The organism is Hymenobacter miniatus, from assembly GCF_016427455.1.
Taxonomy (GTDB): domain Bacteria; phylum Bacteroidota; class Bacteroidia; order Cytophagales; family Hymenobacteraceae; genus Hymenobacter; species Hymenobacter armeniacus.
The window spans coordinates 171610-197418 of record NZ_JAELXR010000009.1 but is presented as its reverse complement, the minus strand read 5'-3'; the positions used below and the strand labels follow the sequence as shown (position 1 = coordinate 197418).

The window sequence follows — 25809 nt, the reverse complement described above, 5'->3', positions numbered from 1 at the left end:
ATTTTAGGGAATTAAGTCGGGGAATTAGGCGCGTAGTTTCACCACCAGTAGGTGGTCGCAGGCCAGCACCACTTCGCCGTGCTCGTTGATGACTTCCACGTGCTCGGTCACGGTGCCGTAGCCGGGCTTTTTGCCTTCCTCCTTGGCCGAAATCGTGACTTCGGAGTGGATGGTGCTGCCGATGAACACAGGCTTCACAAAGCGCAGTCGGTCGTAGCCTTTGGAGAAGGCTTCGGGGTTGATTTCGGAGGCGGTGAGGCCGATGCCGATGCTGAAAATCATGGTGCCGTGCGCGATGCGCTGGCCGAAGGGCTGGGTTTTGCACCACTCGGCGTCGAGGTGGTGGGGGAAGAAGTCGCCGGTGTGCCCGGCGTGCACCACGAAGTCGGTTTCGGTGATGGTGCGGCCCAGCGTCACGCGCTTATCGCCGAGGGTGTAGTCTTCGAAAAAGGTCGATTTGAAGTACATATTCTTAGTTGTCAGTTGCTCATTGTTGGGCGGTCATGCAGAGCGCAGCGAAGCATCTCGCTCGGGGTGTAATTAGTGGTGGCAAGCAAGATGCTTCGCTACGCTCTGCATGACCGTTTTTTCAAGTTGTTGGGCTGTTCCCGTCGCTCGATGCGTAGGCCGCTTCCACCACGGCCATGGTTTTTATCACGTCTTCCACGCTGGTGGGCAGCACATCGGTTTCGCCGTTTTTGTAGCGCATCAGGCTGCCCATCGTGCCCATGAAGGCATCCGGAAACCACGAGCCTTCCAGCGCCACGGTGTGCCACACCGGCTTTTCGCCTTCGCGCATGAGGCAATATTCGAACTTGTCGGGCACGCCGTTCGGGTAATCCATCAGCAGGCCCATGCGGGCTTTGATGGCGCCTTTCGTGCCTTCCCACTTGATGAAGCTCTCCTGGTTTTCGGGACCGAAGGAGTGGTCGTGGTTGGTGTTGATGACGGCGTGCATCGTGTCGCCATAATCAAACAGAATGGTGGAGCGCGACGACGACAGCGCCTTGGCCGGGTGCCGCAGCGTCTTGGCCAGCACGCGGCCGGGCTCGCCCAGGAAGCTGCGAATCAAGTCGATGTAGTGGATGCTGTGGTACTGAATTTCAAGGCGTGGGTGCACCATCACGTGCGGAAACAGCTCCCAGGGCGTTTCCAGCGTCACGCGCACTTCCAGGTCGTACAGCTCGCCGATGAGGCCTTGGCGCAGCATCTCGCGGGCGGCGGCCACGTAGGGCGCAAAGCGTAGCTGGCAATTGATGGCGGCCACCAGGCTTTTGCGGCGGCACACCTCCAGGATTTCCTGGCTCTGCCAGAAGTAGTCGCCCATGGGTTTCTGAATCAGCACGCCCGCGCCGTCGGGCAGCTGGTTCAGGGTTTCCACGAACTGCTCGGGCATGATGGTGATGTCGTACACGGCCTCGGCGGGCGCGTGGGCCACGGCGTCGGCCACCGAGTCGTACACGTGCGGGATGCCCCAGGCGGCGGCCAGCTTCTCGGCCCGGGCCCGGGTGCGGTTGGTGATGCCGACCACCTCAAAACCGGCCTTGCGGTAGGCCGGCAAATGCGCGTCATTCACAATGCCGCCCGCGCCGATGATGACGATGGGCAGCGGCCGCTGCGGCAGCACGGGGAGGTAGTTGATGGCGTGGCTGTCGATGTTAAACATGGTCGAGCGAATTGATTTTTTCCTGGCCGGCGGCGAGCAAATCGGCCACGGGCGCGTCGGTGTTGATGGCCTGAAGCACCACCTCATCGATGATGCCGGCAATCTGCGCCCAGTTGGCTTTGGGCGGGAGGCTTTGGGCCTGTTGGTGCAGCATTTCGAGCTTGTGGTAGTATGGCACGAGGGCGTTAATCTCGGCATCGTGCCAAGTCGAAAGGCGGCAGCCGATACCGCCTTCCAGCGTCAGGAGCTTGTCGTTTTCGGGGCGCGTGGCGAAGCGTAGGAAGTCGTAGGCCACGGCCTTGTGCCGGCTGCCCGCCCCGATGGCGTAGAGCCAGTACACGTTCAGCGAAGCCGACTGCCCGCCCGCGCCGTGCGGAATGCGGGCAATGTCGACCCGGCCGCGCACCGGGCAGGCGGCGTCCACGTCGCACACGGCCGCGAAGCCGAACCAGTTCACCATCATGGCCGCTTCGCCCCGCGCAAATGCCTGGCCCGCCGCTACCGACTCGTACTGCATGGTATGTGGGTGCACGGCCGCCTGGTCGCGCAGCAGCTGGCGGTAGAATGCGAGGCCTTCGGCTGCCGCCGCGCTGTCGATGCAAACGTGGCCTTGGGCGTCGACCAGCTCGCCGCCGCGCGTCCAGAGGTGCAGGCAGAAATCAAAGACGGTATTGTGGCCATCGGGGTAGCCGGCGGCTACGAAGCCGTACAGGTTATCGGCCGGGCACTGGAAGAAGCGGGCTACCGTCTGGAAATCTTCCCAGGTTTCGGGTACTTGCAATGGGCGGCCGTGTAGTTGCTGAAAACGGGCCTGCTCCTGCGGGTTCTCAAACAGGTCTTTGCGATAAATTAGGCATTCCGGCCCGTCGTGGAAGGGCAGGCCCAGCGCGGTGTCGCCAAATTGCTGCATGCCCAGCAACGAGGGGCTCCAGCCCTGCGGAAAGTCGGCGGGCGGGTTCGTGGTGAGGTAGGGCGTGAGGTTTTCGAGGGCCCCGGCGGCGTGGGCTTCGGCCAGCCAGTCGGTGTTGATGTGGGCCACGTCCCAGGCACCGTTTTTCAAGCCTTCATCCGTGAGCAGGCTGGCGTGTAGCTCGTGCAGGTCCATGGGCACCATCTCCACGGCTAGTGGGCAGCCGGTTTCCTCGCAGAAGCTAGCCCACAGCTTCGCCATAGCGCTTTCAAACGGGCCGAACTTGCGCACGGCAATGCGGAAAACGGCGGGCTCAGGCGTCATGGCGGGCGGGCTGCAAGGTGGTGAGTTCGGCCAGGATGGAGGCATTGTCCTGGCCCAGCTGGGGCGAGCCGATGGGCGAGGTCAGCAGCTCGCCATTGATGCGGATGGGGCAGCGCGTGGTGCGGTAGCGGTAGCCGTCGGCCATCGTCACCTCCTGCACCATGTTCAGCGCCGCGAAACCGTCGTGGGCCAGCAGCTTGTCCCAGCTCAGCACGTTGGCGCACCAGATGTCGGCGGGTTCCAGCACGGCCAGCCAAGCTTCGGTGGTGTCGGTGCGTAAGTGGTCGGCCAGCGTGGCTTTTATCTCGTCGCGCTGGGTGAAGGCCTGCGCGGGCTCGGGGTAGCTCAGCAGCGCCTCGCAGCCCAGCAACTGGCCCAGTTTGGGGATTGAGCCCATGGCCAGCGCGAGGAAGCCATTGCTGGTCTGGTAGATGCCGTAGGGCGCGCCGAGGTAGGCGTGGGCATTGTTGTGTTGGGTCCGCGCGGGCAGGGCGCCCCCGTCGTTGAAAAAGGTGGTGAGGGTTTCAAACTGAAAGTCAAACGCCGATTCCAGCATGCTCACCTGCACCAGCCCGCCCGCGCCGATGCGGCCGCGCCGCACCAGGCAGGCCAACAGCCCCTGCGCCAAGTGCGCCCCGGCCAGCATATCCACGATGGACAAGCCCATGGGCACGGGGCCGGCGTCGGCGTTGCCGCTCAGCCAGGTCAGGCCCGACACCGATTGCAGCAGCAGGTCCTGGCCGGGCTTGTCGCGCCAGGGACCTTCGGGACCGTAGCCGGATATTTCGCCGTACACCACGCTAGGGTTCTGCGCCTTCACGCGGGCGTAGTCGAAACCCAGGCGCTCCATCACGCCGGGGCGGTAGTTGTGCATCACCACGTCGGCGCGGCTGATTAGCTCCCACACCTGCGCTTTGTCGTCCTCGTTTTTTAGGTCAACGGCGAAGCTTTCCTTGTTGCGGTTGATGGCGTGAAACACCGACGACTCGCCGTTCATGATGACGTTCGAGGTGTAGAGGTGCCGGCAGATGTCGCCCGTTTCGGGCCGCTCGATTTTGATGACGCGCGCCCCCATGTCGGCCAGCCGCAGGGCGGCGGATGGGCCGGAGAGGAACTGGCTGAAATCGACGACCAGCAGGCCAGCGAGGGGCTTCTGGTTGGCAGTTTCCAGCGGGTCTTGCGCGTTGCGAAGCGTTTGCGAATCAGAAGCCTGTTGTGAAAATGAGCCGACCAGCCCAAACTCCTCGCCGATGGCCGCTGTATTGTGCCCTGGCTTCGGCGCGGCCTTATCCGAATACAGCTTCTCGCCATCAATCCGAATGGGGCAGCGGGTGGTAGCCAATTGCTGCCCGTCGCTGAGCTTCACCAGCTGCTTCATGCCCAGCACTTCGAAGCCGGGGCTGCGGGTGGCTTGCTGGTAGTTCAGCACCTCGGCGCACCAGATGCCCAGCGGCTCCAGCTTCGCCAGCCAGGTGGCGGTAGGGGCTTCGCGCAAAGCAGTAGCAAGGCGGGCGCTGATATCGTCGCGGCCATCAAACCAGGAGCTGGCGGTGGGGTAATCGGATAGAATATCCAGCTTCAGCGTGGCGTCGAGCTTATCCAGGTTGCCCATGGCCAGCGCCAGGTAGCCGTCCTGGGTTTGGTAGATGCCGTAGGGCGCGCTCAGGTAGGGGTGCGCAGTGCCGCGGGCCGCACCGCGCTGGGGCAGTTGGCCGCCGTCGTTCAGGTGGGTGGTCAGCAGCTCAAACTGCATGTCGAGCACCGACTCCAGCAAGCTTACCTCAACCAGCGCGCCACGGCCCGTGCGGTCGCGCTTGAGCAGCGCGGCCAGCAAGCCTTGGGCGAAGTGCGAGCCGCAGATAATATCGGCCACGGCAATGCCAAAAGGCGTCGGCCCATCGTCCTTCGTGCCCGACAAATACGTAAGGCCCGACATCGACTGAATCAGCAAATCCTGGCCCGGCTTGGTGGCCCAGGGGCCGGTGGCGCCGTAGCCCGTCACCACACCGTAGACAAGGCGCGGGTTCAAGGCGCGTACTTCTTCGTAGCCGAGGCCGATTTTCTCCATAATGCCCGGCCGGAAGTTGTGGGTCATCACATCGGCCCGGGCCAGCAGCTGCTTCACTTGGGCCAGGTCATCGGGGTTCTTGAGGTCGGCGGCGTAGGATTCCTTGTTGCGGTTGATGGTGTGGAAAACCAGGCTGCTGCCTTCCACAAACAGGTTTTTGATGGCAATCTGCCGGCCGGCCTCGCCGGTGCCCGGCCGCTCAATCTTGATAACGCGTGCGCCGAGGTCGGCCAGCCGCAGGCCCGCCGAGGGCGCGGCCAGAAACTGGCTGAACTCGATAACTAAAAGACCGGAAAGGGGGAGGGACATGGGGTTAGCATTTAATGTAGCGTGGACTCTGCGAGTCCGCGCAACGAGCGCAGCGAGTATGGACGTGAGGATGTGAAGGCGCGAGTCACTCGCTGCGCTCGTTGCGCGAACTCGCAGAGTCCACGCTACATCGTTCTGGATTTCACATACAATTCGTTCAGCTCACCCAGCAGCTTCTTTTCATCGCCGCCGTTCATGAGGTATTGGCGCACGGGCTCGCCGGCGTGGTCCTGGAAGAACATGTGGCCGTGGTAGCGCGGGCGCAAAAAGGCGCGCTGCAGGGCCGGGAGCGTGGCGTTGAAGTAATTGCTGGACTCACTATTCACGTGTTCATCTTGCCAAGCGGCCAGGTGACCGGGCTGGCCGCCGTTGTCGAAATACAGGGTCTGCTGGCAGGCAGGGGAGGCCACGAATTCGGCGTAGCGCACGGCGGTGGCCACGTCGGCGCACTTGGCCGAAATGGCCAGGCCGGTGCCGCCCAGGGTGCTGCGCAGGCGCGTGCCGCCGGGCGCGAGGGCTACCATGTCGTGGAAGTGCAGCAGGCGGCGGGCGTAGCCGCGGCGGGCGTAGTTGGAGTAGCCATAGGCGAAGGGGCAGTAGGCCAGCGTGTCGGTCTGCGTCATGGTCTCGTACACCTGAATGGGGTTGCGCTGGAAACAGGCCGGGTCTACCTTGCTGGCCAGCTGGCGGAACATCTGCAGCGCTTGCACGCCCACGGCCTCGCTCACCACCTCGTTTTCGCGCTGGCAAGGGTCTTCGCCCAGCGAGCAGCAGAACATGTAGAAGCTCATCAGCGTGTCGATGGGGATGAGCGCGAAAGCCACCAGGCCGCGGTCGGCCAGGGCCAACAGGTCGGCGAAGGTTTCGGGCAGGGCGAGGCCGTGCCGGGCCAGCAGGTCGGGGCGGCTGGCGGCCACGGGCGTGGCCGCGTCGATGGGCAGCGCCCACTGGTGGCCGTTGAAGGAGTAGCTCACGAAGGAATGACCCACAGTATTGGCCTGCTGGTCGGCCAGAAATTCGGCGGGCAGGTACTCATCCAGCGGCAAAATGGAACCGGTGCGCGCTGCGAAGCCCGCCCACGGGTGGTCAATCACCAGCAAGTCGAACCGCTCAGCCAACTGCTGAATTGACTCGTCGGCGAACTGTTGCAAGGAGCGTTTCTCCCAGCTGATGTTCACATTGGGATGCAACTCGGCGAAGCGCTGGGCGGTGGCGGCCATGGGCACGAAGCCGCGGCTGTGGTTCCAGGTGATGCCTTTCAGGTGGAGGTGGTCGGTGGGCATTGGGGGTGGGCGTTTTCGCTTTGTGTTTAGAACGGTCATGCTGAGCGCAGCCGAAGCATCTCTACCGCTTCGTTGCTGCAAGCATTGATTAGTTGCGCGGTAGAGATGCTTCGACTGCGCTCAGCATGACGACCTTTTATTCTGCACGGCGTTCTGGGCTATTATTGAATTTGATGCTGTCTGCCAGCTTGCTCGCATCCTGTTTGTCACTCACGGGCCGCAGGTAGAAGCTGTAACTGTAAGGCTTGGCCGGCACCTGGTATTTATCGATGGGGGCGGCCTGGGCGTCCCAGCTGGTGTTGCCGCCCACGCCCATCTGTACCAGGTCGATGTTGAGGGTGATGAAGCCGGCGTCTTTCAGCTTGTTGGTGTGGCGGGCTTGCCGGATGTTTTGCTCGGTATGCGGCCAGGCGCTCATGCTCAGCAGGCTGTCGGCCACCACCAGCAGGCCGGTGTTCTGCTTATCTGCGAGCTGCATCCAGCGCACGTCTGTGCGGTTGGCGTACTCCATCGGCACCACGTAGGAATCGGCAAACTCGCTGAGCGGCTGTGAATAGATGCCCGCGTCGAATCCGTAGCGGCGGTCGATGTAGTTTTCCAGCGGCCCGCGGCCGTAGAAGCTGACATTATCGTAGGCGCGCTTGACGCCCAGTTGCATGCCCACCCGCGGAATGTTGGGCAGGCCAGCGGCGGGCGTGAGGGCGTAATCCACTTTCAGCGTGCCGTCGCCGTTCAGCGTGTAGGTCACGCGCACAACGGTTTTGCCTTCGATGAGACTATAGGTACTGGTGAGGCGGGGGCGGCTGGTGTTGCTTTGGTCCAAAGTCAGGCTTTGCAGCTTAGGCTCGGCTGCGAACCATTCTTTCAGCTTCTTGTCGGCTTTCCAGCCGCGGCGGTCGTTGTCGGTGAGTGGGCGGGTAAAGTGGGGCAGCAGCGGGGCCGCCAGCTGCTCGGTGCCGCGGTAGCGGTAGGAGGTCAGCGCCCCGCTGGCTTTGTCGATGGTCACCTGAAAATCCTTGCCGCTCAGCTGGTAGGCCGTTGCTGCATCGCGCACGGCCACGGCCGGCTGCTTGGCCGCAGCCGCTTTAGGCTGAGCCAGGCCGCTGAGGGCCAACTGGTTGGTGGCGACTTCGTAGCCGGCGGCGGCCCATGCCGTCGTTTGGGGCAGGGTGAAGGAAATATTAGCCAGGTACTCCGCACCAGCCTTCATTTTCGGCAGGTACTTCGCCAGCGAAATCACCGTGTCGCGCCCGGCGGCCAACCGCAGCCGGGGCAGCGGGCGGGTGCTGATAACGCGGCCGTTTTCGCGCAGAATGAGTGTGGCGGCGTAGGCGTCAGCGTTGAGCAGCGCGGCGCGGTTTTCCACCCGCACGAGGCCCTTGGCAGCATCCACCAGCGTGCATTCCAGCAGCTGATACACGCGCTTGCACTCGTAGATGGCGGCGTGCGGCCGGCCATCAGAAGCCACGATGCCCTTGATGGTGAAGTCGTCGTAATATTTCTCCTGAAAGTCGCCACCGTAGGCGTAAAACGTTGTGCCGGTCGAGTCCTTCTTCTCCAGGCCCTGGTCTTTGAATTCCCAGATGCAGCCGCCAATCACGCGCTTGGTGGCCCGCCAGCCGTCCCAGAATTCCTTCATGTTGCCGGTGGCGTTGCCCATGGAGTGGGCGTATTCGCAGAAGAAAATGGGGCGGGTGTCGCCGTTCTGCTGGTTGGCCAGCAGCTCGCCCGTAAACAGGCCGGGGTACATGCGGCTCACCATGTCCACGTAGGGCTGGTCGCGCGGCACCTGGATGCGGTAGGCGTGGTTTTTGGGGTAGTTCGGGTCGCTCGGGTCGATGTAGCCGGGCAGGTGCGGGTCGCCTTGGGCGGGCTCGTAGTGGATGGGCCGGGTAATGTCGAAATCGCGCAGCCAGGCGGCCATGGCGGCGTGGTTGGGGCCGCGGCCGCTCTCGTTGCCCAGGCTCCAGAAGATGATGCTGGGGTGGTTTTTGTCGCGTAAGGCCATGCGCATGCTGCGCTCCTGGTAGGCGGCGGTCCAGGCCGGGTCATTGCTCAGCTTCGAACCCAGGCCGTGGGTTTCGAGGTTGGCTTCGTCGATGACGAGGATGCCGTACTCGTCGCAGAGGTCGTAGAAGTAGGGGTCGTTGGGGTAGTGGCTGGTGCGGATGCAGTTGAAGTTGAATTGCTTCAGCGTGCGCACGTCGTCGCGGATGTCGTCGCGGCTCACGGCCATGCCCTTGGTGGGGTGGTGGTCGTGGCGGTTCACGCCATAGAGGTAAGTCAGCTTGCCGTTGATGAGCAGCTTGCCATTTTCCTTAGAGAATTCGATGCTGCGGAAGCCCACCTTGCAGCTTTTGGCCTCCAGCACCGCGCCGGTCTTGTCGGTCAGCGTGAGCACCAGCGTGTAAAGGTTGGGCGCTTCGTCGCTCCACTTCAGCGGGTTGCGCACGGTGGTTTCGAGCAGGCCGAACTTGGCGTTGTCGAGGCGCGGGTACTTCTCGTTCAGAATGCCGTCGGCCGTGATTTGCAGCGGCTTATCCAGCACAACTTTGCCCTGCTGGTTGTAGAGCTGCGCCGCTACCTGGTAGCCGGCGAGGTCGTTGTTACCGGTCAGGTTTTCGAGGCGTGGGCGGATGCTCAGCACTGCGTCTTTGTAGTCCTTGTCCAGCTTGGCCTGCCAGTGGAAATCGGCAATGCGCAGCTTGGGCTCGGCCAGCAACAGCACTTCGCGGAAGATGCCGCTCAGCCGCCAATGGTCCTGGTCTTCGAGGTAGGAGCCATCAGACCAGCGCATTACCTGCACCGATACCACATTCTCGCCGCCTTGCAAATAGGGCGTCACGTTGAACTCCGAGGGCAGGCAGCTGTCCTCCCCGTAACCCAGAAATTTCCCGTTCACCCACACCTTAAACGCCGAGCTGACGCCGCCAAAATGCAGCGTCACGTTCTGGCTCTGCCAGCCGGCCGGCACGGTGAACGTGCGTTGGTAGGACCCCACCCCGTTGTAGTCCTGCGGCACGGAAGGCGGGTCGACGGGCCGGAACGGGTACTTGGCGCTCTTGTAAATGGGCAGGTCGTAGCCGTTCAGCTCCCAGTTCGACGGCACAGCTAGCTGCTTCCAGCCCTTCACCCGGCTTTTGTAAAAGTCCTTGGGCGCATCGGCAGGCTTGCTGGCGAAGCTAAAATCCCACAAGCCATTGAGCGACATGAGGCGCGAGCAGAGACTGCGGTTACCCGTTAGGGCGTCTTTTTCGGACGAGAAAGAGTACGCCGTGGCGCGCGCCCGGTCGCGGTTGATTTCGGTAAGCTGCGGAACCTGGTAGCCGTCGGCCTCGGGGCCGGGATAGACGGTGGGGATGTGCGAGACGTTGGGGAAGAAGTACACGCTGGCTTCCTGCGCGTGGGCCGCGCTTACCAGCAGTAAAAGCAGCATCGTCCAGACGTGGCGCCTCACCCCCCGGCCCCCTCTCCCGCGGAGAGGGGGAGCCAGGTGGCTCTGATTAGTTGAAGAAGGTTGATTATTAATTCTGGTCATTCTCTTTTAGTCAATTCTTTAATCGTCTGGCTCCCGCTCTCCGCGGGAGAGGGGGCCGGGGGAGGCGCCACGTCAGGGCTTGCTTTGAAGCGCCACCGAAGCTCCCGCCAGCCCCTCGGCCTCGGCCCGCATCGTAATCTGGCCGCCTTTGTCTGTGGTCTGAATAATGGCCAGCGCCATACCATTGTAAGCCTTGCGCTCCGGGACTTTAAACGACTCCATACTGGCCTGGTACCCATTGTCCACGCCCGCCACGAAGCCCGGCCCGCTCACCGTAAACCTCACCAGGTTGGATGCGTCGGGTACTAAGTTGCCAGCCGCATCCAACACGCGCACGGTGATGAAAGACAGGTCTTTCCCATTAGCTTGGAGCTGGTTGCGGTCGGCCGTGAGCTCAATTTTAGCGGCGGGGCCGGCGGTTTTCACGGTGCTGGTCAGCACTGTCTTTCCGGCGTGGCGCGAAATGGCTTGCAGGGTACCGGGGGCGTAGGGCACGCGCCACATCACATGCAGGTCGTCGGCGCCTTTCTTTTTCGTGCCCAGCGACTTGCCATTCAGGAATAGCTCTACTTCGTCGGCCTGGCTGTAGTAGGCCCACACGTCCACGGTCTGGCCGGGGCGCCAGTTCCAGTGGGGTAGCAGGTGTAGCACGGGCTTGTCGGTCCACTCGCTTTGGTAGAGGTAGTAGGCGTCTTTGGGGAAGCCGGCCAAGTCGATGAGGCCGAAGTAGGAGCTGCGGGCGGGCCAGGGGTAGGGCAGGGGCTCGCCCAGGTAGTCGAAGCCGCTCCACACGAAGGCCCCGCTGATGAAAGGGCTGTTGCGAACGGCCCGCCAGGCGGCCTCGTGGGTGGCGCCCCAGTAGGGCGCGGCGTGGTCGTAGCTGGAGGCGGTGAAGTCGGCGTTGCCGGTGGTGAGCTTGGTTTTGCCATTTTTGGGCCAGATGCGCAGGCTGTCGGAGGGCAGGTCGTAGTGGCCGCGCGTTTCATAGGCCGCCGCTATTTCGGTAGCCAGGAAATGCTGGCCGGGGAAGCTGGTGGGCAGCTTGGGGTAGTCGGCGTGCTTGTAGTTAAAGCTTAGCACGTCGAGCACACCGGCCTGGCTGATGAAGTTCTTGGCCGGTTCCTGCTCCGTGAGGGCGGAGGTGACGGGCCGGGTGGGGTCGAGGCGCTTCACGGTAGCGGTCAGCTCGCGGGCCAGGCGGGTGCCGGTGCTGTCGAACTGCTCGCGGATTTCGTTGCCGATGCTCCAGATGAACACGCTCGGGTGGTTGCGGTCGCGCCGAATCTGGTCTTCCAAGTCGCGCTGGTGCCACTGCTTGAAATCGAGGTGGTAGTCCTGCGAGTTCTTCTTTTTCTGCCACATATCAAACGCCTCGTCCATTACCAGAAAGCCCATGCGGTCGCACAAGTCCAGCAGTTCCGGTGCGGGCGGGTTGTGCGACATCCGAATGGCGTTGCAGCCCATGGCGCGCAAAATCTGCAGTTGCCGCTCCATCGCCCGCACATTTACCGCTGCCCCCAGCGCGCCCAGGTCGTGGTGCTGGTTCACGCCCTGAATGCGCAACGGCTGCCCGTTCAACAGAAAGCCCTTCTGCTGGTCGAACACGCAGGTACGCACGCCCAAAGTCGTTTCGTATTCGTCCTCAATGGTTTTGCCCGCTAACACTGTGGTTCTTACCCGGTACAAGTAAGGCTTCGTTATTGACCAGAACAGGGGAGTTTTTAGGTTCAATTGCTGGGCTACTGTAGCTGCCGTGCTGCTCAGCTTCACGCCGCTGGTGAGTTGCCGCGCCACTTCCTGACCGTTTTTATCCAATACCACCGTTTCCAGCGTCACCGTTTGCGGCTTGCCGGTGGCGTTGCGCAATTGCGTTTGCACGGTCACCGTCGCGGCCTGCGTGCTCACGGCGCGCGTGCTCACGAAGGTGCCCCATTCATCCACCGCCACTTGGTGGGTAGTCACCAGCCGCACGTTGCGGTAAATGCCCGAGCCGGTGTACCAGCGTGAGTCGGGTTGGGCCGAGTTATCAACGCGCACGGCCAGCACGTTGGGCTGGCCAGTGGGGCGCAAATAGGGCGTCAGCTCGTAGCGAAACGAAATGTAGCCGTTCGGCCGGAAGCCCAGCGAATGGCCGTTCAGCCACACCTCGCTGCGTTTGTACACGCCGTCGAATTCGATGAAAACGTTGCGCCCCGCCGTGGTCGGCAGCGTAAACGTCTTGCGGTACCAGCCGATGCCGGTGGGCAAGCCGCCGCCCTCGGGCTTGGCGGGGTTTTTCTCGTCGAATTTACCTTCGATGCTCCAGTCGTGCGGCAGCGTCAGCTTACGCCAGGCGGCGTCGTTGAAAGCAGCGTCTTTCGCGCCGGCCTCGTCGCCGAGATAGAACTTCCAGCCTTTGTTGAAGTCGGCCGTAACCCGCGCTGGCGATGGTGCGCCGAAAGACGCTTTCGATACGCTGAGTAGCAGAAGAAGCAGGACGAGCAGGCGGGGCATCGGGCGGGATTTTGGCGGATGTAGAGACGCAACATATTGCGTCTCGTCGTTGCTGATGTTGTTTACTCGGTGCGGTATTCGATTCAAATGGCGCGGCACTGGTCGTTCAACGACGAGACGCAACATGTTGATTATCTAATGTTTGGCCTCGGATTTAGCAGGTTTTGGTTTCTTCACCGGCGGCGCGATAAACGCCACTGCACTCTTGCCCAAGTCTTTAGATGTGGCCACTGCAATGCCGCGCTGGTCGGCCTTGTTCACGGCGCAGTAGTAGTGGTACACCACACCTTTGTATTTCAGGACAAAGGACTTGTGGGCGAATAGCTCGTCGTAAGGTTCCGATGGCTCCACGAGGTTGGCGCCCGTCCAGTCGGTCCAATGGGTGAGGTCGTAGGAGCAGGCGAAGCGGTTCACGGCGCCCTTCAAGCCGGGGTAGAAGGCGCCGAAGTAGAACATCGTCCAGAGGCCGTTGTCCATCTTCTGCAGGTAGGCGTCGCCCGTAATGCCGGTGTGGTGGTTGAGCACGGGGTTGCGCAGGTAGCGCGTCCAGTGCGTCATGTCGTCGCTCACGGCCATGCCGATGCGCTCGGCCCCGCGCTTGGCGTTGAGGCTGTCGCCGTTGGCGTTGTAGTACATCACGAAGGGGTGGCCGGTGAGCTTGGCCCGGTCCCAGGTCACGGAGCTTTTGTAGATGGTGTGGTTTTCCCACCAGCGCACGTCCTTGTCGTCTGGGCGCAATACCGGTTTCGCCAGGCGCTGCCAGGTGGGCAGGGTGGTGGGGTCCTTGTCCGTGGAAGCCAGGCTGATGGAGAGCAGGCCCTTTTCGTAGCCGCGCGAGTTGCCGCCGAAGTACGACAGCCAGTACTTGCCCTGATAAGGCTGCCACTCGTAGCTGCCGCCCCACTTGGGGTCTTGCAGGGCCACGTAGCCGGCTTTCTGGTTGGTGTCCCAGTCGGTCGTGTCGGTGAAAGCCAGAATTTTGCCTTTGGTTTCCCACTTCAGCAGGTCCTTGCTCTGGGCCAGCCAGGTTTCGTAGCCGCGCCCGTCGAAGATGATGTAGGTCATCCACCACTGCCCGTTTTTGCGGAACACGCTGGGGCAGTCCATTTTCTTCTGGTTGTCGTCGGTCACGAGCACCAGGCCGTACTTGTGGGGCGTTTTCACCTCCTCGTACACCTTCTGCATCTCGGCGGCGGGGACTTCTTTGGGCAGCACCTTCTGTTCCCGGGCCGGCTGGTACAGGCCGCTGATTAGCAAAAGCGAAGCAAGCTTGATTTTCATGCGATTACAAGGTTGAACTAACCTCAAAATGATAGGTGCCAGAGCCGGCCTTCACCCGCGCCCGGCCCTCCGCGAAGCCCAGCAGCTGCAGTTCCGGGTGCTTCGCCAGCGGCTGGCCGCCTTCGGTGATGCGCGCCGACGCAGCGGCCGGCAGGTAAACCGTGGCCGTGGTATTGGCCGGAATGGTCACGCTTAAATCAAAGCCGTTGCCGACCTTTTTCCAGTCGCTCCCAATCAGCCCATAAGGCGAGAGGTGCGTGGCGCGGGCACTGCGCACGTCGCCCACCGGCTCGGGCCGAATGTCGATGTTATCAAAAGCCACCGACCCCTCGGCCGGCCGGATGCCCGTTAGGCCGCTGTAGAGCCATTCGGTGAAGTGGCCCAGCATGAGGTGGTTGTTGGATACCGTGGGCAGCGCGGCCCACGACTCGGTGAGGGCGGTGGCGCCGTGGGCCAGCTGGTAGCCGTAGCCGGGCACGTCGGTGCGGCTGTTCATGGCGAAGATGACGTCGGAGCGGCCGGCGTCTTCCAGCACGCGCAGCACGTAGCGGTAGCCGATGTCGCCGGCCGTCAGGGCGTTGTTGCGGCCGCGGATGTCCTGCACGAGGTTCTCAATCACTGCCGCCTTATCGGCCGGCGCCACCAGGCCCATGTACACGGCCAGGGCGTTGGCGGCTTGGCTGCCGGTGGCGTACTGCTTGGTTTGCGAGTTGAAAAACTTCTGGTTGAAGGCCGTTTTCACTTTCGCGCCCAACTGCTCGTACGCGGTGGCGTCGGCCGTATAGCCCAGCAAGCGGGCGATGCCGGCCAGCAGCGTGAGGTCGTAATAATAGGTGGCCGTGCCCGTCACGCCCATGGGCGTGAGCTGCGAGGTGCCCGGCGGCTTGGGGCCGAGGTCGTACCAGTCGCCCAGGCCCTTCGTTATAATGTGACCTTGCGCCTGCGTGCCGAGGTAGGCCACGTAGCGGCGCATCAGGTCGTAGTTTTCGGCCAGCACCTGCCGGTCGCCGTACCACTGGTAGAGGTACCAGGGCAGGATGATGCTGGCGCTGCCCCACTCCGGCGAGTCGCGAAAAATGTCGCCGCCCCACTCAAACTTCACGTATTCGGGCGCGATTTCCGGCACCAGCCCCTCAGCCGTTTGCGAGGCGCGCATGTCGGCCAGGGTTTTGCGGCCGAGCGTGGCAATGTCGTAGCCGTAGCGCATCGACGCGCCCATGAGGTGGGTTTCCTCCAGCCAGCCCAGCTTTTCGCGGTGCGGACAGTCGGTGAACACGCTGGCCAGGTTGCTTTTGATGGACCAGTCAATCAGCGTGTGGGTGCGGTTGAGCAGGTCATTGGAGCACGAAAACTCCCCCACCTGCGCCGCTGCGTTGCGCGTGTGCAGGGCCGTAAGGCTGACGATTTCGGGCCGGTTCTTCGGGTTGGGTTCGCCTTTGGGCACGCCGCCTTCCACCTGCGCGTAGCGAAAGCCGTAGTAGGTGAAGCGCGGGCGCCAGGTTTCGAGGCCGTTGCCTTTCAGCACGTAAGTGAAGTAGAAGCCGCGCCCCACGTTCTTCTGCGTGATGGTTTTGTCGGCCGCCAGCAGCTCGGCGGGCGCAATGCGCACCGTGTCGCCGCGGCGTCCCTTCACCTGCAACTCGACAATGCCCGAGGCGTTCTGGCCAAAATCGTACACCCACTTGCTGGGCTGGGCCTGGGAGGTGCTTTGGGCTTTAAAAGCGTCGAACACCCGCAGCGGCTCCTGCTGCTGGGCCAGCAATTCGGCCGGGCCATCCACGGTGATGACGGGCCGCCACTGTTGCGCGTCGAACTTGGCCGTGGCCCAGCCCGGCTGCTCCAGCGCGGCGTCGTAGTCCTCGCCGCCGTAGATGCTGCTGAAGGTGACGGGCCCGGCCGTGGTTTGCCAACTGGGGTCGCTCACCACGTTCTGCTGCGAGCCATCGGCGTAGGTCAGCGCCAGGCGGCAAATCAGCTTCGGGTAGCCGAAAGCCGACTTGAGCTTGCGGTACCGCTCCTTCACCGGCGGCACGTAATAGAAGCCGTTGCCCAGCATCACGCCCAGCGCATTCTGGCCGCTTTTGACCTGGCTGGTTACGTCGAAGGTCACGTACTGCGCCTGCTTATCGTATTTCGTCCAGCCCGGGTCGAGGAAGTGGTGGCCGACTTTCTGGCCATTCAATACGGCTTCAAACTGGCCCAGCCCGCTGATGAACAGGGTGGCTTTAACCGGCTTTTTTCTGGCTTCAAACTGCTTGCGCAGCAGCGGCAGCACGTTGTTGCCGGTGTAGGTGTCCTTGCGGCCGTCCACGGGCAGCACAGTCACGCGGTCGGCGGGCAGTTGCTCGTAGGCTATCCAGCGGGCGCCTTGCCAGTCGGCGGGCGCAAACAGGCCGGTTTGCCACTCGGCCGGGGCCGACCACGCCGACGCCGCGCCTTGGTTGTCCCAGGTTTTTACCTTCCAGAAGTACGTGGTGGCGGGCTGCAGGGCGCTGCCCGCGTAGCTCACCTGAATGGACGCCGGGGACGAGACTTTGCCCGAGTCCCAGACGTTGCCCCGGTTTTGGTCGAGGCTTTGGCGGCTGTCGGCCACCAGCACCTGGTAGGCGGTTTGACGCACGTTGCGGCGGTCGGCGCGCAGCTCCCAGCTCAGGGCCGGCGTGCGGGTTTCTACGCCTTGCGGGTGAGACTGGTACTCGCACTTTAGGTTGGCCACGCGCACGAACACGGCCGCATCCGGCCGCTTCGCCCCCGCCCCGACGCCGCCCAGCAGCGCGGCCCACAAGCAAAGATTAAAACGTACAACACCGGTACTCTTCATTGCGCCAGGGCTTGCAGTTGCCCTAGGGGGCGGCGCCCTGTCGGGCAGGCTGCAAGGAAATGATTACAGGGAGTGGCGCCGGCGTAAGTTGTTTAGCATCAAGAAAATAATGGCAAAAGCAAAAACAGGCCGGCTCTCTACAAATGAAAGAGCTCCCGGCCAGTGCCGTGTCCCCCGAGTTGGCAACTTTTTGTAGCATCTTAGCATAGGCCCAACGCCCCGGCAAACCGCCATCAGGAAGAATACCTCCCTCTTCCAAGACGGTTTGCTAGGGCGTTGCGAAGGCCTGCCGGAAGCCCAGCGGCAGCGGACCTACCCGGCTACCGCACCGGCGCTCCCGTTGCGCCAAGCGCCTGTTCGCGCAGCAGCGTGCCGTCGGCCGTTTCGAGGCGGGCCACAAACGGCGTGCCCGCGGGCCGCACATGAAAAAACGTCCAGTTGTATTGGTGGTTGCCGGCGGGCAGGAAGGGCAGCTTTTTCAACTCTTCCACCAGCGTGCCGTCGGGCAGGCGCATGCGCAGGTAGGCATTGCGCACCGGCTTGTCGAGGCTAAAGCGGAAGGCAAAGGCTTGTTTGATGGGCGCCGCGTCCACTTCCGGCGTGGCGTCGGTCACCTTCGTTTCCTGCAGCACCCGGCCCTGCTCGTCCACCAGCCGCACCCAGAAGCCGGGCTGCTCGTCGATGCCCACGGTGGCGTTGAGGCCGAGGGAGTAGCGCATCACGCCCGGCAACAACGCCCAGCGCGGCGCCACCGTGTACCGTTCACGGCCGTCGGCCCCAAACACCTTCAGGGCCGCTACCTGCTGCACGGGGCTGTGGTAGGTAATGAACACCCGCTTGCTGAATGTGCGCACCGACGGCCGGTGGTCGAGCGAACTGCGCACGCGGGCCGCCGCTTGGCCCGTCACGCGGCTCAGGTAGCGCATCACGTTGGTGGCGCCGCGCACCAGCGCGGGCGCCACGCTGATGTCGCGCAGCTCCTCGCGGTCGGTGATGGCCCACACAAACATTTGCCCGTAGTAGCTGGCCAGGCCGGGGTATTTCTGCAGCGAGTCGCCGAGCGGCTGCAGGCCCCGGCCGGCGAGGCCGCGCAGCTCATACGCCACGCTGGGGGCAGGCGCGTGGTCGTGCTGCTCCATGCAGAAGCCCCACAGGCGCACCGTGCCACGGCCGCGCGGCGCCAGCACCAGCTGCTTCTCCTCAAACGTGAACACGTCCTGCAGGCTGGGGTCGCCGGCCGCGAAGTGCAGGCCGGGCGGCACGCGCACCTGCACCGGCTGGTCCGTTAGGTTGGTGAGGGTGCACTGCAGGTTGTCGGGGCCCAGGCCATTGGCGCGGGCCGCCACGGCCACCACGCGCCGGGCCGCGGCCTCGGCGAGGTTCAGCGTGGGCAGGGGAGTGGCCTGGGCAAAGCACGGGAAGACGATTGCCAGTGCAAGGGCGAAAAGCTGTTTCATGGAAAGCAGTCGTGACGGAATATTCCACACAACGCGCTACATATACATACTAGTATTGATTGAGGATTAACATTCACTATTTCACTTATTGAGTCGCTTAGTGACGTGTCGTTTTTTCTGCTTGCAGAGCAGTTGATTTATGGATTTTGTGTTATTGACAATGGTCTGATTTAAAATGAATTAACCCTAAATTTTGCGGAAGCTTTGTGGTTGAGCTTAGCGGGTGAGTGCATGGTAGAAGTCAGGGAAGGATTTTGAATTTTCCATGCCGCCGTACTTACTTTGCTAGTGGGATAGCCGGGTCCAATCCGCAAGGATTTCCATTTTGCCGCGCTCAAACTAGTTTGCCAGCGCCGCAGAGTTGGTATATTTACTTATAGACCTCTTCGCTAATAGTTAGCACCTTTTACCGGATGAAAACAACTTTTACCGACTCTCTTTTTCGGAAGAACTGGACGATGCTATGCGCCGTGGCAGGCCTGCACCTGATGGGCGGGCAGCTGCTGCGGGCTCAGGACATCATCTACAAAGCCGCCGGCGATTCCATCGTCAGTTCCGTCGATGAAGTGAACGACGACGAGGTGCTGTACTTCAACGTGCCCACCACCAAAGGCAGCGTGCGGCGCAAGCTGAGCGTGAAAGAAGTGAGTAAGATTAAGTACGCCAACGGCTACGTCGAACTGTTTGAGAGCACCACCCTGTCGAGCGGCCGCACGGTCACCAGCGCCCTGGCCTTCGACGTTATTTACACCGTTTCGGGCAGCGAGCTGAAGGCCAAAGTGCTGGAAGTGGACGAATCGAGCGTGACGTACAGCCTGCTGAATTCCAAAACGGTCGACAAAATTGCCACCGACCGCCTCATTGGCATTCGCTACGCCAACGGCTACGAGGAAGCGTATAATGCCCCGGCCGCCCTCAAGCAAAAGGCCGCCGCCCAGGCCCTGGCCGCGGCTTCGCAGAAGGCCAGCGCGGTGCTGAACCCCGACGTCATCAAGCTCGACAACGGCAAGGAAATCAAAGCTCGGATTCAGGAAGTCGACGAGCTCAACATCTACTTCACGCCCTTCGACGGCGACGCCGGCAAGCGCGAGGCCATTGCCCTGGAAAAGGTGTTCAAGGTGATGTACGCCAACGGCTACGAGGAAACCTACGCCGTGAGCAAAAAGGCCCTGGCCAAAGAGGAAGCGGCCGAAGAGCCCGAAGCCAAGCCGTCCAAGGCACCTGAGCCCAAACCCGCGAAGGTGGTCGAGGCCAAGCCCGCCAAAGTGGCCGAGCCCAAGCCCGAGAAAGAGAAAATAGCCAAAGCCGCGCCCAAAAGAGCCGAGCCGGCCGAGAAGAAGCCCGCGGTGGCCGCCGCCCCGCTGGCCCCCCAGGAACTGGCCGTCATCAGGCTGACGGACGTGCTGAAGAAAGAGCCGATTACCAGCCTGCAAAAGGCGGCTTTCGAGCCCATGAGCGTGGAGTACTTGGACCTGCGCAGCAACAACCTCAAGGCGCTGCCAGCCGAAGTGAAAAACTTCAAAAACCTGGTGGCCATCAATCTGAGTAAGAACAACCTGCGCAAGTTTCCGGTGGAGCTGCTGGACCTGCCCAACCTGCAGTACGTGTGGCTCGACGAAACCGGCCTGCAGAGCCTGAGCTTTGAGGGCGAGCCGCTGGAAAAGCTCAAGAAGTCCCACATCGTGTTCATCTCGGCCAAGAGCAACCGCCTCACGCGGGTGAGCTCGTCGGTGTTTGGGCTGGGCAACCTGCAGGAGCTCAAGCTGAACAACAATCAGATTAGCGGCATCACTTGGGACAAGAAAACCGACCTGAGCCAGTCCTACCTGCAGTCCATCGATTTTCAGAGCAACCGCCTCAGCAGCCTGCCAGTTGAGCTCAAGGACCTGCCATCCCTCACGGAGCTGAGCCTGTCGAACAACAACATCAAGTCGCTGGACAAGGAAACGGCCGGCTTCAAAACCCTGAAGTCGCTGAAGCTGAATAGCAACCCGCTCAAAAAAATCACGCCGCAGTTTTACCAGCTGTCGGCCATTGAGGAAGTCGACCTGAACCAGACCCAGCTTACTTCGCTGCCGGACTCCGTGTCGAAGCTGTCGCGCCTCAAGGTGCTGGTGCTGCCGGGCACGTTTGCCACCTTCCCCGCCGATTTTGGCCGCCTCAAGCTGCTCACGGAGCTGCGCCTGAACAACTCCACGCCCTACAGCAAAATCCAGCAGTTTCCGGCGGCGGTGCTCAGCTGCCAGCGCCTGCGCACCCTCGACCTGTCCGGCGCAGACATCAAGGCCCTGCCCGGCGAAATCGCCAAGCTGAAGCGCCTCGAAAACCTGTACCTGAGCAACTGCCGCCTTAGCACCCTGCCCGAAGAACTGTTCACCCTGCCCCGCCTCAAGGTGCTCGACCTGAGCAACAACAAAATCACCCAGGTGTCGAAGTCGGTGGCCGAGCTCAACTCCCTCGAAAACCTCAACCTCACCGACTCGCCCGTGGAGGGGGCCTCGCTGCTATCGCTGCGCCGCTCGTTGCCCTCGGCCCAGATTGAGTACTTCGACGACGACTTCGGCCTGAATTTTACCAGTGCCCCTCTGCCAGCCAACAAGCTGTCGAACTTCAAACGGCTTTTCGCGGCCTGCGACCAAGGCAGCCCGGCCGCCTACGTGGAACTGGGCGACTTCTTCAACAGCTCCAAAGATTATGGGCTGGCGGTGAAGGCATACCGGGTGGTGGCCGAAAACCCGCGACTGGCAGGCACCGGCAAGTCGATGGCCTGCCTGCTCAGCATCGCCGAAATCTACGACGACGTCGACAACGTGAAGCCGTACACGTCGCCCTACAAGCGCAAGCGCTACGCCGACTACGACGACTACCTCAACACCTCGGCCAACAACAAAGCGTTTCAATCCTACCTGGCCATCACCAAGGTCAACCCGCTCGACCCCGTGGCCCGGCAGGCGCAAAAGAAGGCTTCGGCCCGCGCCAGCATCATCTGCAACGAGATTGCCGAAAACCTGGAGAAGATTTTTGAGCGCAACACCGCCGAGATTGAGCGCCTCATTCAGGGCTCGGGCGACATGCAGAACCTGTCGGCAGGCGGCGAAAAAATCATGAACGACGCCGTGGTCGACAACAGCGAGGCCGGAGCCGCCGTGGGCGCCGTGCTCAGCATTTTCGGAAGCGTGGCCGCCACGGCCAAGGAAGACAAGTCGGAGAAGTACAAGTCGCAGAACGTGCGGCTGAAGTCTGACATCTCCAGCCTGAAAGCCCAGGCCACCCAACTCGCTGCCAACTAGGACTTATGAAAAAACTCATTACCCTGATAGCGTTTGGCATTGGTTGCGTGGTCGCCCGTCCGGCCCACGCGCAGGGGCCGGACCGCGCCGAGTACCAGCAGCGCTTCAACGACTGCAACAGCCAGGAGGCCAAGCTGCGCGGCGAAGTCGGCCGCTTGGTAAACGACCGGGACGTCATCATGCAGGAGTTCATGAACGGCGAATTCTGCAGCGACTGCAAGCGCAGCAAAACCGAAGTCGAAAGGCAGGATAGAGTCGCCTTCGGCACGCACATCGCCGCATCAAAGGGCCGGCACATCGTGCGGGCCACGCAGGCCGAAATCGACGCCAAACGGCAGAAGCTCAACGAGGAGGTTCGGCGCAAAGAAGCGGCCGCTGATGCCCAGCGTGAGCGGTGCGACAACATTTTGGCGAGCTACGACAAGGCTGCCAAAGACGCGCAAGCGCGCGCGCAGCAGGAAGCCGAACGCGACGCCAAGCAAGACGCCGACGAGCGCGCCCGGCACGAGGCCGACGAAAAGCAGAAGCAGCTGGCCGCCGCCCAGCAGCGGGCCGAGGCCGAGCGCCAGGCCCGCGAAGAGGAGCGCCGGCGCCGCGAAGAAGCCGAGCGCATCCGGCAGGCGCAGCTGGCGGCCAACCTGCAGTACTTTGAGGACCGGGTGAACAGCAACAACGCCGAAACCCAGGCCAAGCTGGACGAGGCCCGGCGCAACGGCACCCTCAACGGCATCAACCAATACAGCGACGACAGCCGTCGCAACGCCCGTAACACCGTGGCCGGCACCAGCAGCGGCAGCCTGCGCCGACAAGCCATGGACGACGGCAGCGGCGGGTTTTTAGCAGAGGAGGCCGTGGCGGCCAGAAGTTCGGTAAGAGAGCAACTGAACTCTTTGGTAGAAGAGGGCCGGCAATACCTGCGAGACAAGTTTGTGAAAGAAGGCAACGACCGGCTGTGGGGAGTGGAAGACGACGACGACGACGACAACAACGGGGCTCCTTGGACCCTGTCAAACCTGAAAAAAAGGGCGTCCGAGGCACTTACCCACCACGTGGTGGAAAGGGTGGTTGAGATGGATAAAAAAAATGGCGGGGTGTTGTATAAATGGTACGACGACTACAAAAGCGCGAAATACGAGCAAAGTCTGCACGAAGACAGAAGGCTTGTGGATTTTCATGAAGACGCGACAAATGCCATCGTGGAGGATATTTCCAAATTCAGAGACCTCGACGAATATTCGGATTCAAACAGCGCTTCCGAAGGATTCTTGCAGGAAGCCGAACGCAAGCTAGGCGGCGTCAGGCGGAAATGGACGAGAGAAGGACGGCGCACCCTTCTCGATGAACTCGTTCCGTAAAATCATACTAACTCATGGCCTTAGCTACAAAACGTTTCCTAGTTGGCTGCTTCGCGCTGTTCTGCTCACTGCAGGCGGCTGCTCAACAAAGCCCGCTGGATAAATTAATTTTCCTGAAAAAGGGGTACGTGCAAAATTCCTACCCGCCGGCATTGGGGGTGTTCAACTTTACTGTTCTAGACCCGGGCGTGGCCATTGTGCCAGTAGGAGGGGGGATTTATATGGCTGGCCTGAAAAAGTGGTTTTTGCCGCCGTCCAAGACGAACCTACCGTTTGCTGTGGACTATTGCCAGCCCGATTCCACGCTCTACATCTTTGCTTTCAATAATGCCAAATCCTTCCTTTTAAAGTCGGTGAGGGATGAAAGCCAGCAGCCTTTCAAGAAGGTGCTGGAAATGCCCAAAGGCATTTACGGCATACGGGTGGTGTCCAAGAAATCCATGTGGATTTGGGGCAAGAAAGGCGAAAAATGGTGCGTTTGGAAGTACGACTCGGTAAAACTCAGCCCCGTTTTCGAGTCGAGTTCGCCAATAAATGATTTAGTAGTGGTTAACGACAAAGTCGTCGCCATTGCAACTAATAAATCAATATTAAAGCTGGGCGCCAATCACGCTCCGGAGGAGATAATTAAAATGGATGCGGAGATTGATGGTCTGGCCATAAGCTCAGAAGGCACTTTGTACGTGTCTACCAATAAAGGAATTTTGCACTATATCGAGCCAGAACTGGCTGAAGATGCGGAAGTTATAACATATGGAATTCACGGGAAAATTACACGATACAGAAATAACCTGTACGTTTTAAGCCGCGAGAATAACGAGGTGCTTCGAATTAAGCTCTGATAAACAAACCGCATAAAGGTGGATTGGCTTAGCCGCTTATCTGCTGCATCACACGCATTCGAAAATACAGAACATGAAATACATCTACTTGTCCGTGCTACTGTGCATCGGTAGCAAGCTGGCCGCTCAAGACCTGATTTACCTCACCGACGGCACCAAGCTGCCGGGCAAAGTGACGGAGATAACGGCGGAAAAAGTCAAGTTCAAGAACATGGCCAACCCGAGCGGGCCGACTTACAGCCGCACGCCCGACAAGGTGTCGTTTGTGTTCAATGCCGCGGGCGACTACCTGGTGTTTTCCAAGGAAAAGCCGTTTTCCGACAAGGACCGGGACGCGTTCCTGGCCGGCGCGGCTAAGTCGCGCTTTCTCGATGCCCTCGTCGATAATAAAGGCACGGTGACCTCCACCATCATTGCCAGCGAAACCGACGCCGACGTGGTGTGCAACAACAAAGGCGAGGAATCGAAGGTGGCCAAGTCGTCGCTGGCGTTCCTGATTCGGCGCGACGGCAGCCACCAGGTGTTTGGCAGCCCCGAGCAGGCCGCGCCCATTTTGCTGGCCAGCCAGGGCAAAATCAGCAGCGCGCTGCCGCCGGCTGCGGCCCCCCAAGCCGTCCCGACCCCCGAGCCGCTTACTCGCCTCAACGGTACGCCGGCCGTCGCCGGCGGCAGCGAATCGGGCACGGCGGGCGCCGTGGTTTCGCCCATGGACATGAAGCTGTTCAACCGAAAAGCGCTCGAAAAAACCGAGGAGTTTACCGGCTACATGAAAATGATAGTAGCGGTGAACACGAACAAGGAAACCGCTAAAAAAGGCATCAGCCTGGCCTGTGCGTTATTCCTGAACGACGACTCGCGGGTGGAAGTATCCAACGTGAACAGCGACGTGCGCAACAAGTACAAGATTCGCGAATACCTAAACCGCCTGATGCTGCGGAGCGGCCAATTCGACAAAGTGCAGATTGAGTACGCCAACGTCAACTACGCCTCCAAATTCAAAAAAGGCGCCGACGGCAATTATTACGGCGTGGTCACCTTCGTGCAGACGTTTCGGGGCTTTGTCGACGACAAAGTGGTGTACGGCGACGTGACCAAGCGCAACGTGACGGTGGTGCTTAAGCCCTACGAAAAAGCCGTGAACGGCGAGTCCGTAGCCGCCTGGGACGTTTTCCTGGACGACGTGGGCGTGGTGGAAACCAAGAAAATCTAGGCCCGCACCTGAACGGCCGCCGGAGCAAGGCTCCACCCCGTGAGGCGGCTGCTGGCGGCCCATGGGCTCCCACAACATTGGCCGGTTCATAAACGGGCATGCCACGGGGCGCCGGCTCACGCTATCGATACACTTAAGTCATGCGTTACAAAATCTGGCTGTTGGCACTTGTGCTGCTTTGCCCGGCGCTGGGGTTTGGGCAGAGCTACGAGAAGGAGTATGGCGTTGCTTTCGCGTGGGAAGTGAAGCAGGTCGATGAGTTCATTGAGCGCTTCAACAACGACGAATTCTCCTTCCTGCGGGAATACCTGAAAAAGAAGGAAGCTGCGCAGCCGCTCACGCGTGAGCGGCTGCTGAAAAGCCTGTTCAACGCCAAAGGCACCAACTGGAATTACGGCGACATCACGGCATTTATCAAGCAGGTCAACAGCGCCGAGCACCCGCAGTACCTGAATTTTGACGACGGCAACTGGTACGCCAGCGTGCAGTGCCAAGTGGTGCACCGCGGCAAGCCCGAAAAAGCAGTGCTGAAGCTTAAAATCAGCACCCTCGCCGATGGCAGCTCCAAATGGGTCATCACGGAAGTGGGGTTTCCGGGGCAGGTAGAAGCGGCCGCCACTCCGGCCGCCGAGGCGCCCCGCGTGTTCGGCCCCAGGCCGACGGACGCCAACGTGTCGCTGAATCCGATGAGCCACGCCATCGACTTCATGAACATCGATTTGGTGACCAAAAAGCCGGAGAACATTGAGAATTTTCTCGACGCCTCGCCCAATCGCAGCCGCACCCTGGATGCGTTTGTGGACGCGTGCCTGAAAAACCAACTGAAGGTGGTGCGGGCCATGTCCATCAGCTACACCTTTCTTCAGATAAAAGGCTGGCAAATAGAGGTGAAGCAGTTCAACCGGCAGTCGCTCAATTCCGGCTGGCTTATCAGCAAGCTGGTCAAGCTTTCCTAAGGCACT

Annotated in this window: 15 protein-coding genes; 5 read left to right on the top strand and 10 right to left on the bottom strand. The window is 61.4% G+C overall.

The genetic code is table 11. The features are described 5' to 3' along the window. Positions 1-24: 24 nt before the first annotated feature. From JAO73_RS15435 to JAO73_RS15385, 10 genes are all read right to left on the bottom strand, one after another. The gene (locus JAO73_RS15435; protein WP_198978039.1) at positions 25-468 is read right to left on the bottom strand and encodes a MaoC/PaaZ C-terminal domain-containing protein; all 444 of its coding nucleotides are present in this window, start codon (positions 466-468) and stop codon (positions 25-27) included. Positions 469-589: 121 nt separating this feature from the next. Beyond that, the gene (locus JAO73_RS15430) at positions 590-1666 is read right to left on the bottom strand and encodes a Gfo/Idh/MocA family protein (protein ID WP_198978038.1); all 1077 of its coding nucleotides are present in this window, start codon (positions 1664-1666) and stop codon (positions 590-592) included. Beyond that, entirely contained in the window at positions 1659-2900 is a 1242-nt protein-coding gene (locus JAO73_RS15425; protein WP_198978037.1) for an extracellular solute-binding protein, read from the bottom strand. The genes JAO73_RS15430 and JAO73_RS15425 overlap by 8 nt, the downstream gene beginning before the upstream one ends. After that, positions 2890-5277: a CaiB/BaiF CoA transferase family protein gene (locus JAO73_RS23055; protein WP_233169227.1), complete on the bottom strand. Its 2388-nt coding sequence runs from the start codon at positions 5275-5277 to the stop codon at positions 2890-2892. The genes JAO73_RS15425 and JAO73_RS23055 overlap by 11 nt, the downstream gene beginning before the upstream one ends. 125 nt (positions 5278-5402) lie before the next feature. Further along, the gene (locus tag JAO73_RS15410) at positions 5403-6560 is read right to left on the bottom strand and encodes an ABC transporter substrate-binding protein (protein ID WP_198978036.1); all 1158 of its coding nucleotides are present in this window, start codon (positions 6558-6560) and stop codon (positions 5403-5405) included. A 136-nt stretch (positions 6561-6696) separates the two neighbouring features. Further along, positions 6697-9996 carry a glycoside hydrolase family 2 TIM barrel-domain containing protein gene (locus JAO73_RS15405; protein ID WP_198978035.1) on the bottom strand — a complete coding sequence of 1100 codons (3300 nt, stop codon included), beginning with the start codon at positions 9994-9996 and terminating at the stop codon, positions 6697-6699. 174 nt (positions 9997-10170) lie between these two features. Then, positions 10171-12591: a beta-galactosidase GalB gene (gene galB / locus JAO73_RS15400; RefSeq protein ID WP_198978034.1), complete on the bottom strand. Its 2421-nt coding sequence runs from the start codon at positions 12589-12591 to the stop codon at positions 10171-10173. A gap of 135 nt (positions 12592-12726) precedes the next feature. Next, positions 12727-13872 (bottom strand): glycosylase, encoded by a 1146-nt coding sequence (locus JAO73_RS15395; RefSeq protein ID WP_198978033.1) that lies wholly within the window; start codon positions 13870-13872, stop codon positions 12727-12729. A gap of 4 nt (positions 13873-13876) precedes the next feature. Continuing rightward, on the bottom strand, positions 13877-16657 hold the full coding sequence (locus tag JAO73_RS15390) for a family 78 glycoside hydrolase catalytic domain (RefSeq protein ID WP_198978032.1): 2781 nt from the start codon (positions 16655-16657) through the stop codon (positions 13877-13879). 356 nt (positions 16658-17013) lie between these two features. Continuing rightward, positions 17014-18150: a hypothetical protein gene (locus tag JAO73_RS15385; RefSeq protein ID WP_198978031.1), complete on the bottom strand. Its 1137-nt coding sequence runs from the start codon at positions 18148-18150 to the stop codon at positions 17014-17016. A gap of 413 nt (positions 18151-18563) precedes the next feature. Here JAO73_RS15385 and JAO73_RS15380 point away from each other — a divergent pair, with 413 nt between their 5' ends. From JAO73_RS15380 to JAO73_RS15360, 5 genes are all read left to right on the top strand, one after another. Further along, positions 18564-21440: a leucine-rich repeat domain-containing protein gene (locus JAO73_RS15380; protein ID WP_198978030.1), complete on the top strand. Its 2877-nt coding sequence runs from the start codon at positions 18564-18566 to the stop codon at positions 21438-21440. Positions 21441-21445: 5 nt separating this feature from the next. Continuing rightward, complete coding sequence (locus tag JAO73_RS15375; RefSeq protein WP_198978029.1) at positions 21446-22795, top strand: cell envelope integrity TolA family protein; 1350 nt, start codon at positions 21446-21448, stop codon at positions 22793-22795. 14 nt (positions 22796-22809) lie between these two features. After that, positions 22810-23637, top strand: coding sequence for a hypothetical protein (locus JAO73_RS15370; RefSeq protein ID WP_198978028.1), 828 nt, complete (start codon positions 22810-22812; stop codon positions 23635-23637). A gap of 73 nt (positions 23638-23710) precedes the next feature. Further along, positions 23711-24847, top strand: a complete 1137-nt coding sequence (locus tag JAO73_RS15365; protein ID WP_198978027.1) for a hypothetical protein — start codon at positions 23711-23713, stop codon at positions 24845-24847. A 140-nt stretch (positions 24848-24987) separates the two neighbouring features. Beyond that, positions 24988-25803, top strand: coding sequence for a hypothetical protein (locus tag JAO73_RS15360; protein WP_198978026.1), 816 nt, complete (start codon positions 24988-24990; stop codon positions 25801-25803). Positions 25804-25809 lie beyond the last annotated feature (6 nt).

Excerpts from the sequence above, each read along its gene's own strand:
- JAO73_RS15435 (WP_198978039.1), bottom strand. The coding sequence starts at position 468 with ATGTACTTCAAATCGACCTTTTTCGAAGACTACACCCTCGGCGATAAG.
- JAO73_RS15430 (WP_198978038.1), bottom strand. The coding sequence starts at position 1,666 with ATGTTTAACATCGACAGCCACGCCATCAACTACCTCCCCGTGCTGCCG.
- JAO73_RS15425 (WP_198978037.1), bottom strand. The coding sequence starts at position 2,900 with ATGACGCCTGAGCCCGCCGTTTTCCGCATTGCCGTGCGCAAGTTCGGC.
- JAO73_RS23055 (WP_233169227.1), bottom strand. The coding sequence starts at position 5,277 with ATGTCCCTCCCCCTTTCCGGTCTTTTAGTTATCGAGTTCAGCCAGTTT.
- JAO73_RS15410 (WP_198978036.1), bottom strand. The coding sequence starts at position 6,560 with ATGCCCACCGACCACCTCCACCTGAAAGGCATCACCTGGAACCACAGC.
- JAO73_RS15405 (WP_198978035.1), bottom strand. The coding sequence starts at position 9,996 with ATGCTGCTTTTACTGCTGGTAAGCGCGGCCCACGCGCAGGAAGCCAGC.
- galB (WP_198978034.1), bottom strand. The coding sequence starts at position 12,591 with ATGCCCCGCCTGCTCGTCCTGCTTCTTCTGCTACTCAGCGTATCGAAA.
- JAO73_RS15395 (WP_198978033.1), bottom strand. The coding sequence starts at position 13,872 with ATGAAAATCAAGCTTGCTTCGCTTTTGCTAATCAGCGGCCTGTACCAG.
- JAO73_RS15385 (WP_198978031.1), bottom strand. The coding sequence starts at position 18,150 with ATGAAACAGCTTTTCGCCCTTGCACTGGCAATCGTCTTCCCGTGCTTT.
- JAO73_RS15380 (WP_198978030.1), top strand. The coding sequence starts at position 18,564 with ATGAAAACAACTTTTACCGACTCTCTTTTTCGGAAGAACTGGACGATG.
- JAO73_RS15375 (WP_198978029.1), top strand. The coding sequence starts at position 21,446 with ATGAAAAAACTCATTACCCTGATAGCGTTTGGCATTGGTTGCGTGGTC.
- JAO73_RS15370 (WP_198978028.1), top strand. The coding sequence starts at position 22,810 with ATGGCCTTAGCTACAAAACGTTTCCTAGTTGGCTGCTTCGCGCTGTTC.
- JAO73_RS15365 (WP_198978027.1), top strand. The coding sequence starts at position 23,711 with ATGAAATACATCTACTTGTCCGTGCTACTGTGCATCGGTAGCAAGCTG.
- JAO73_RS15360 (WP_198978026.1), top strand. The coding sequence starts at position 24,988 with ATGCGTTACAAAATCTGGCTGTTGGCACTTGTGCTGCTTTGCCCGGCG.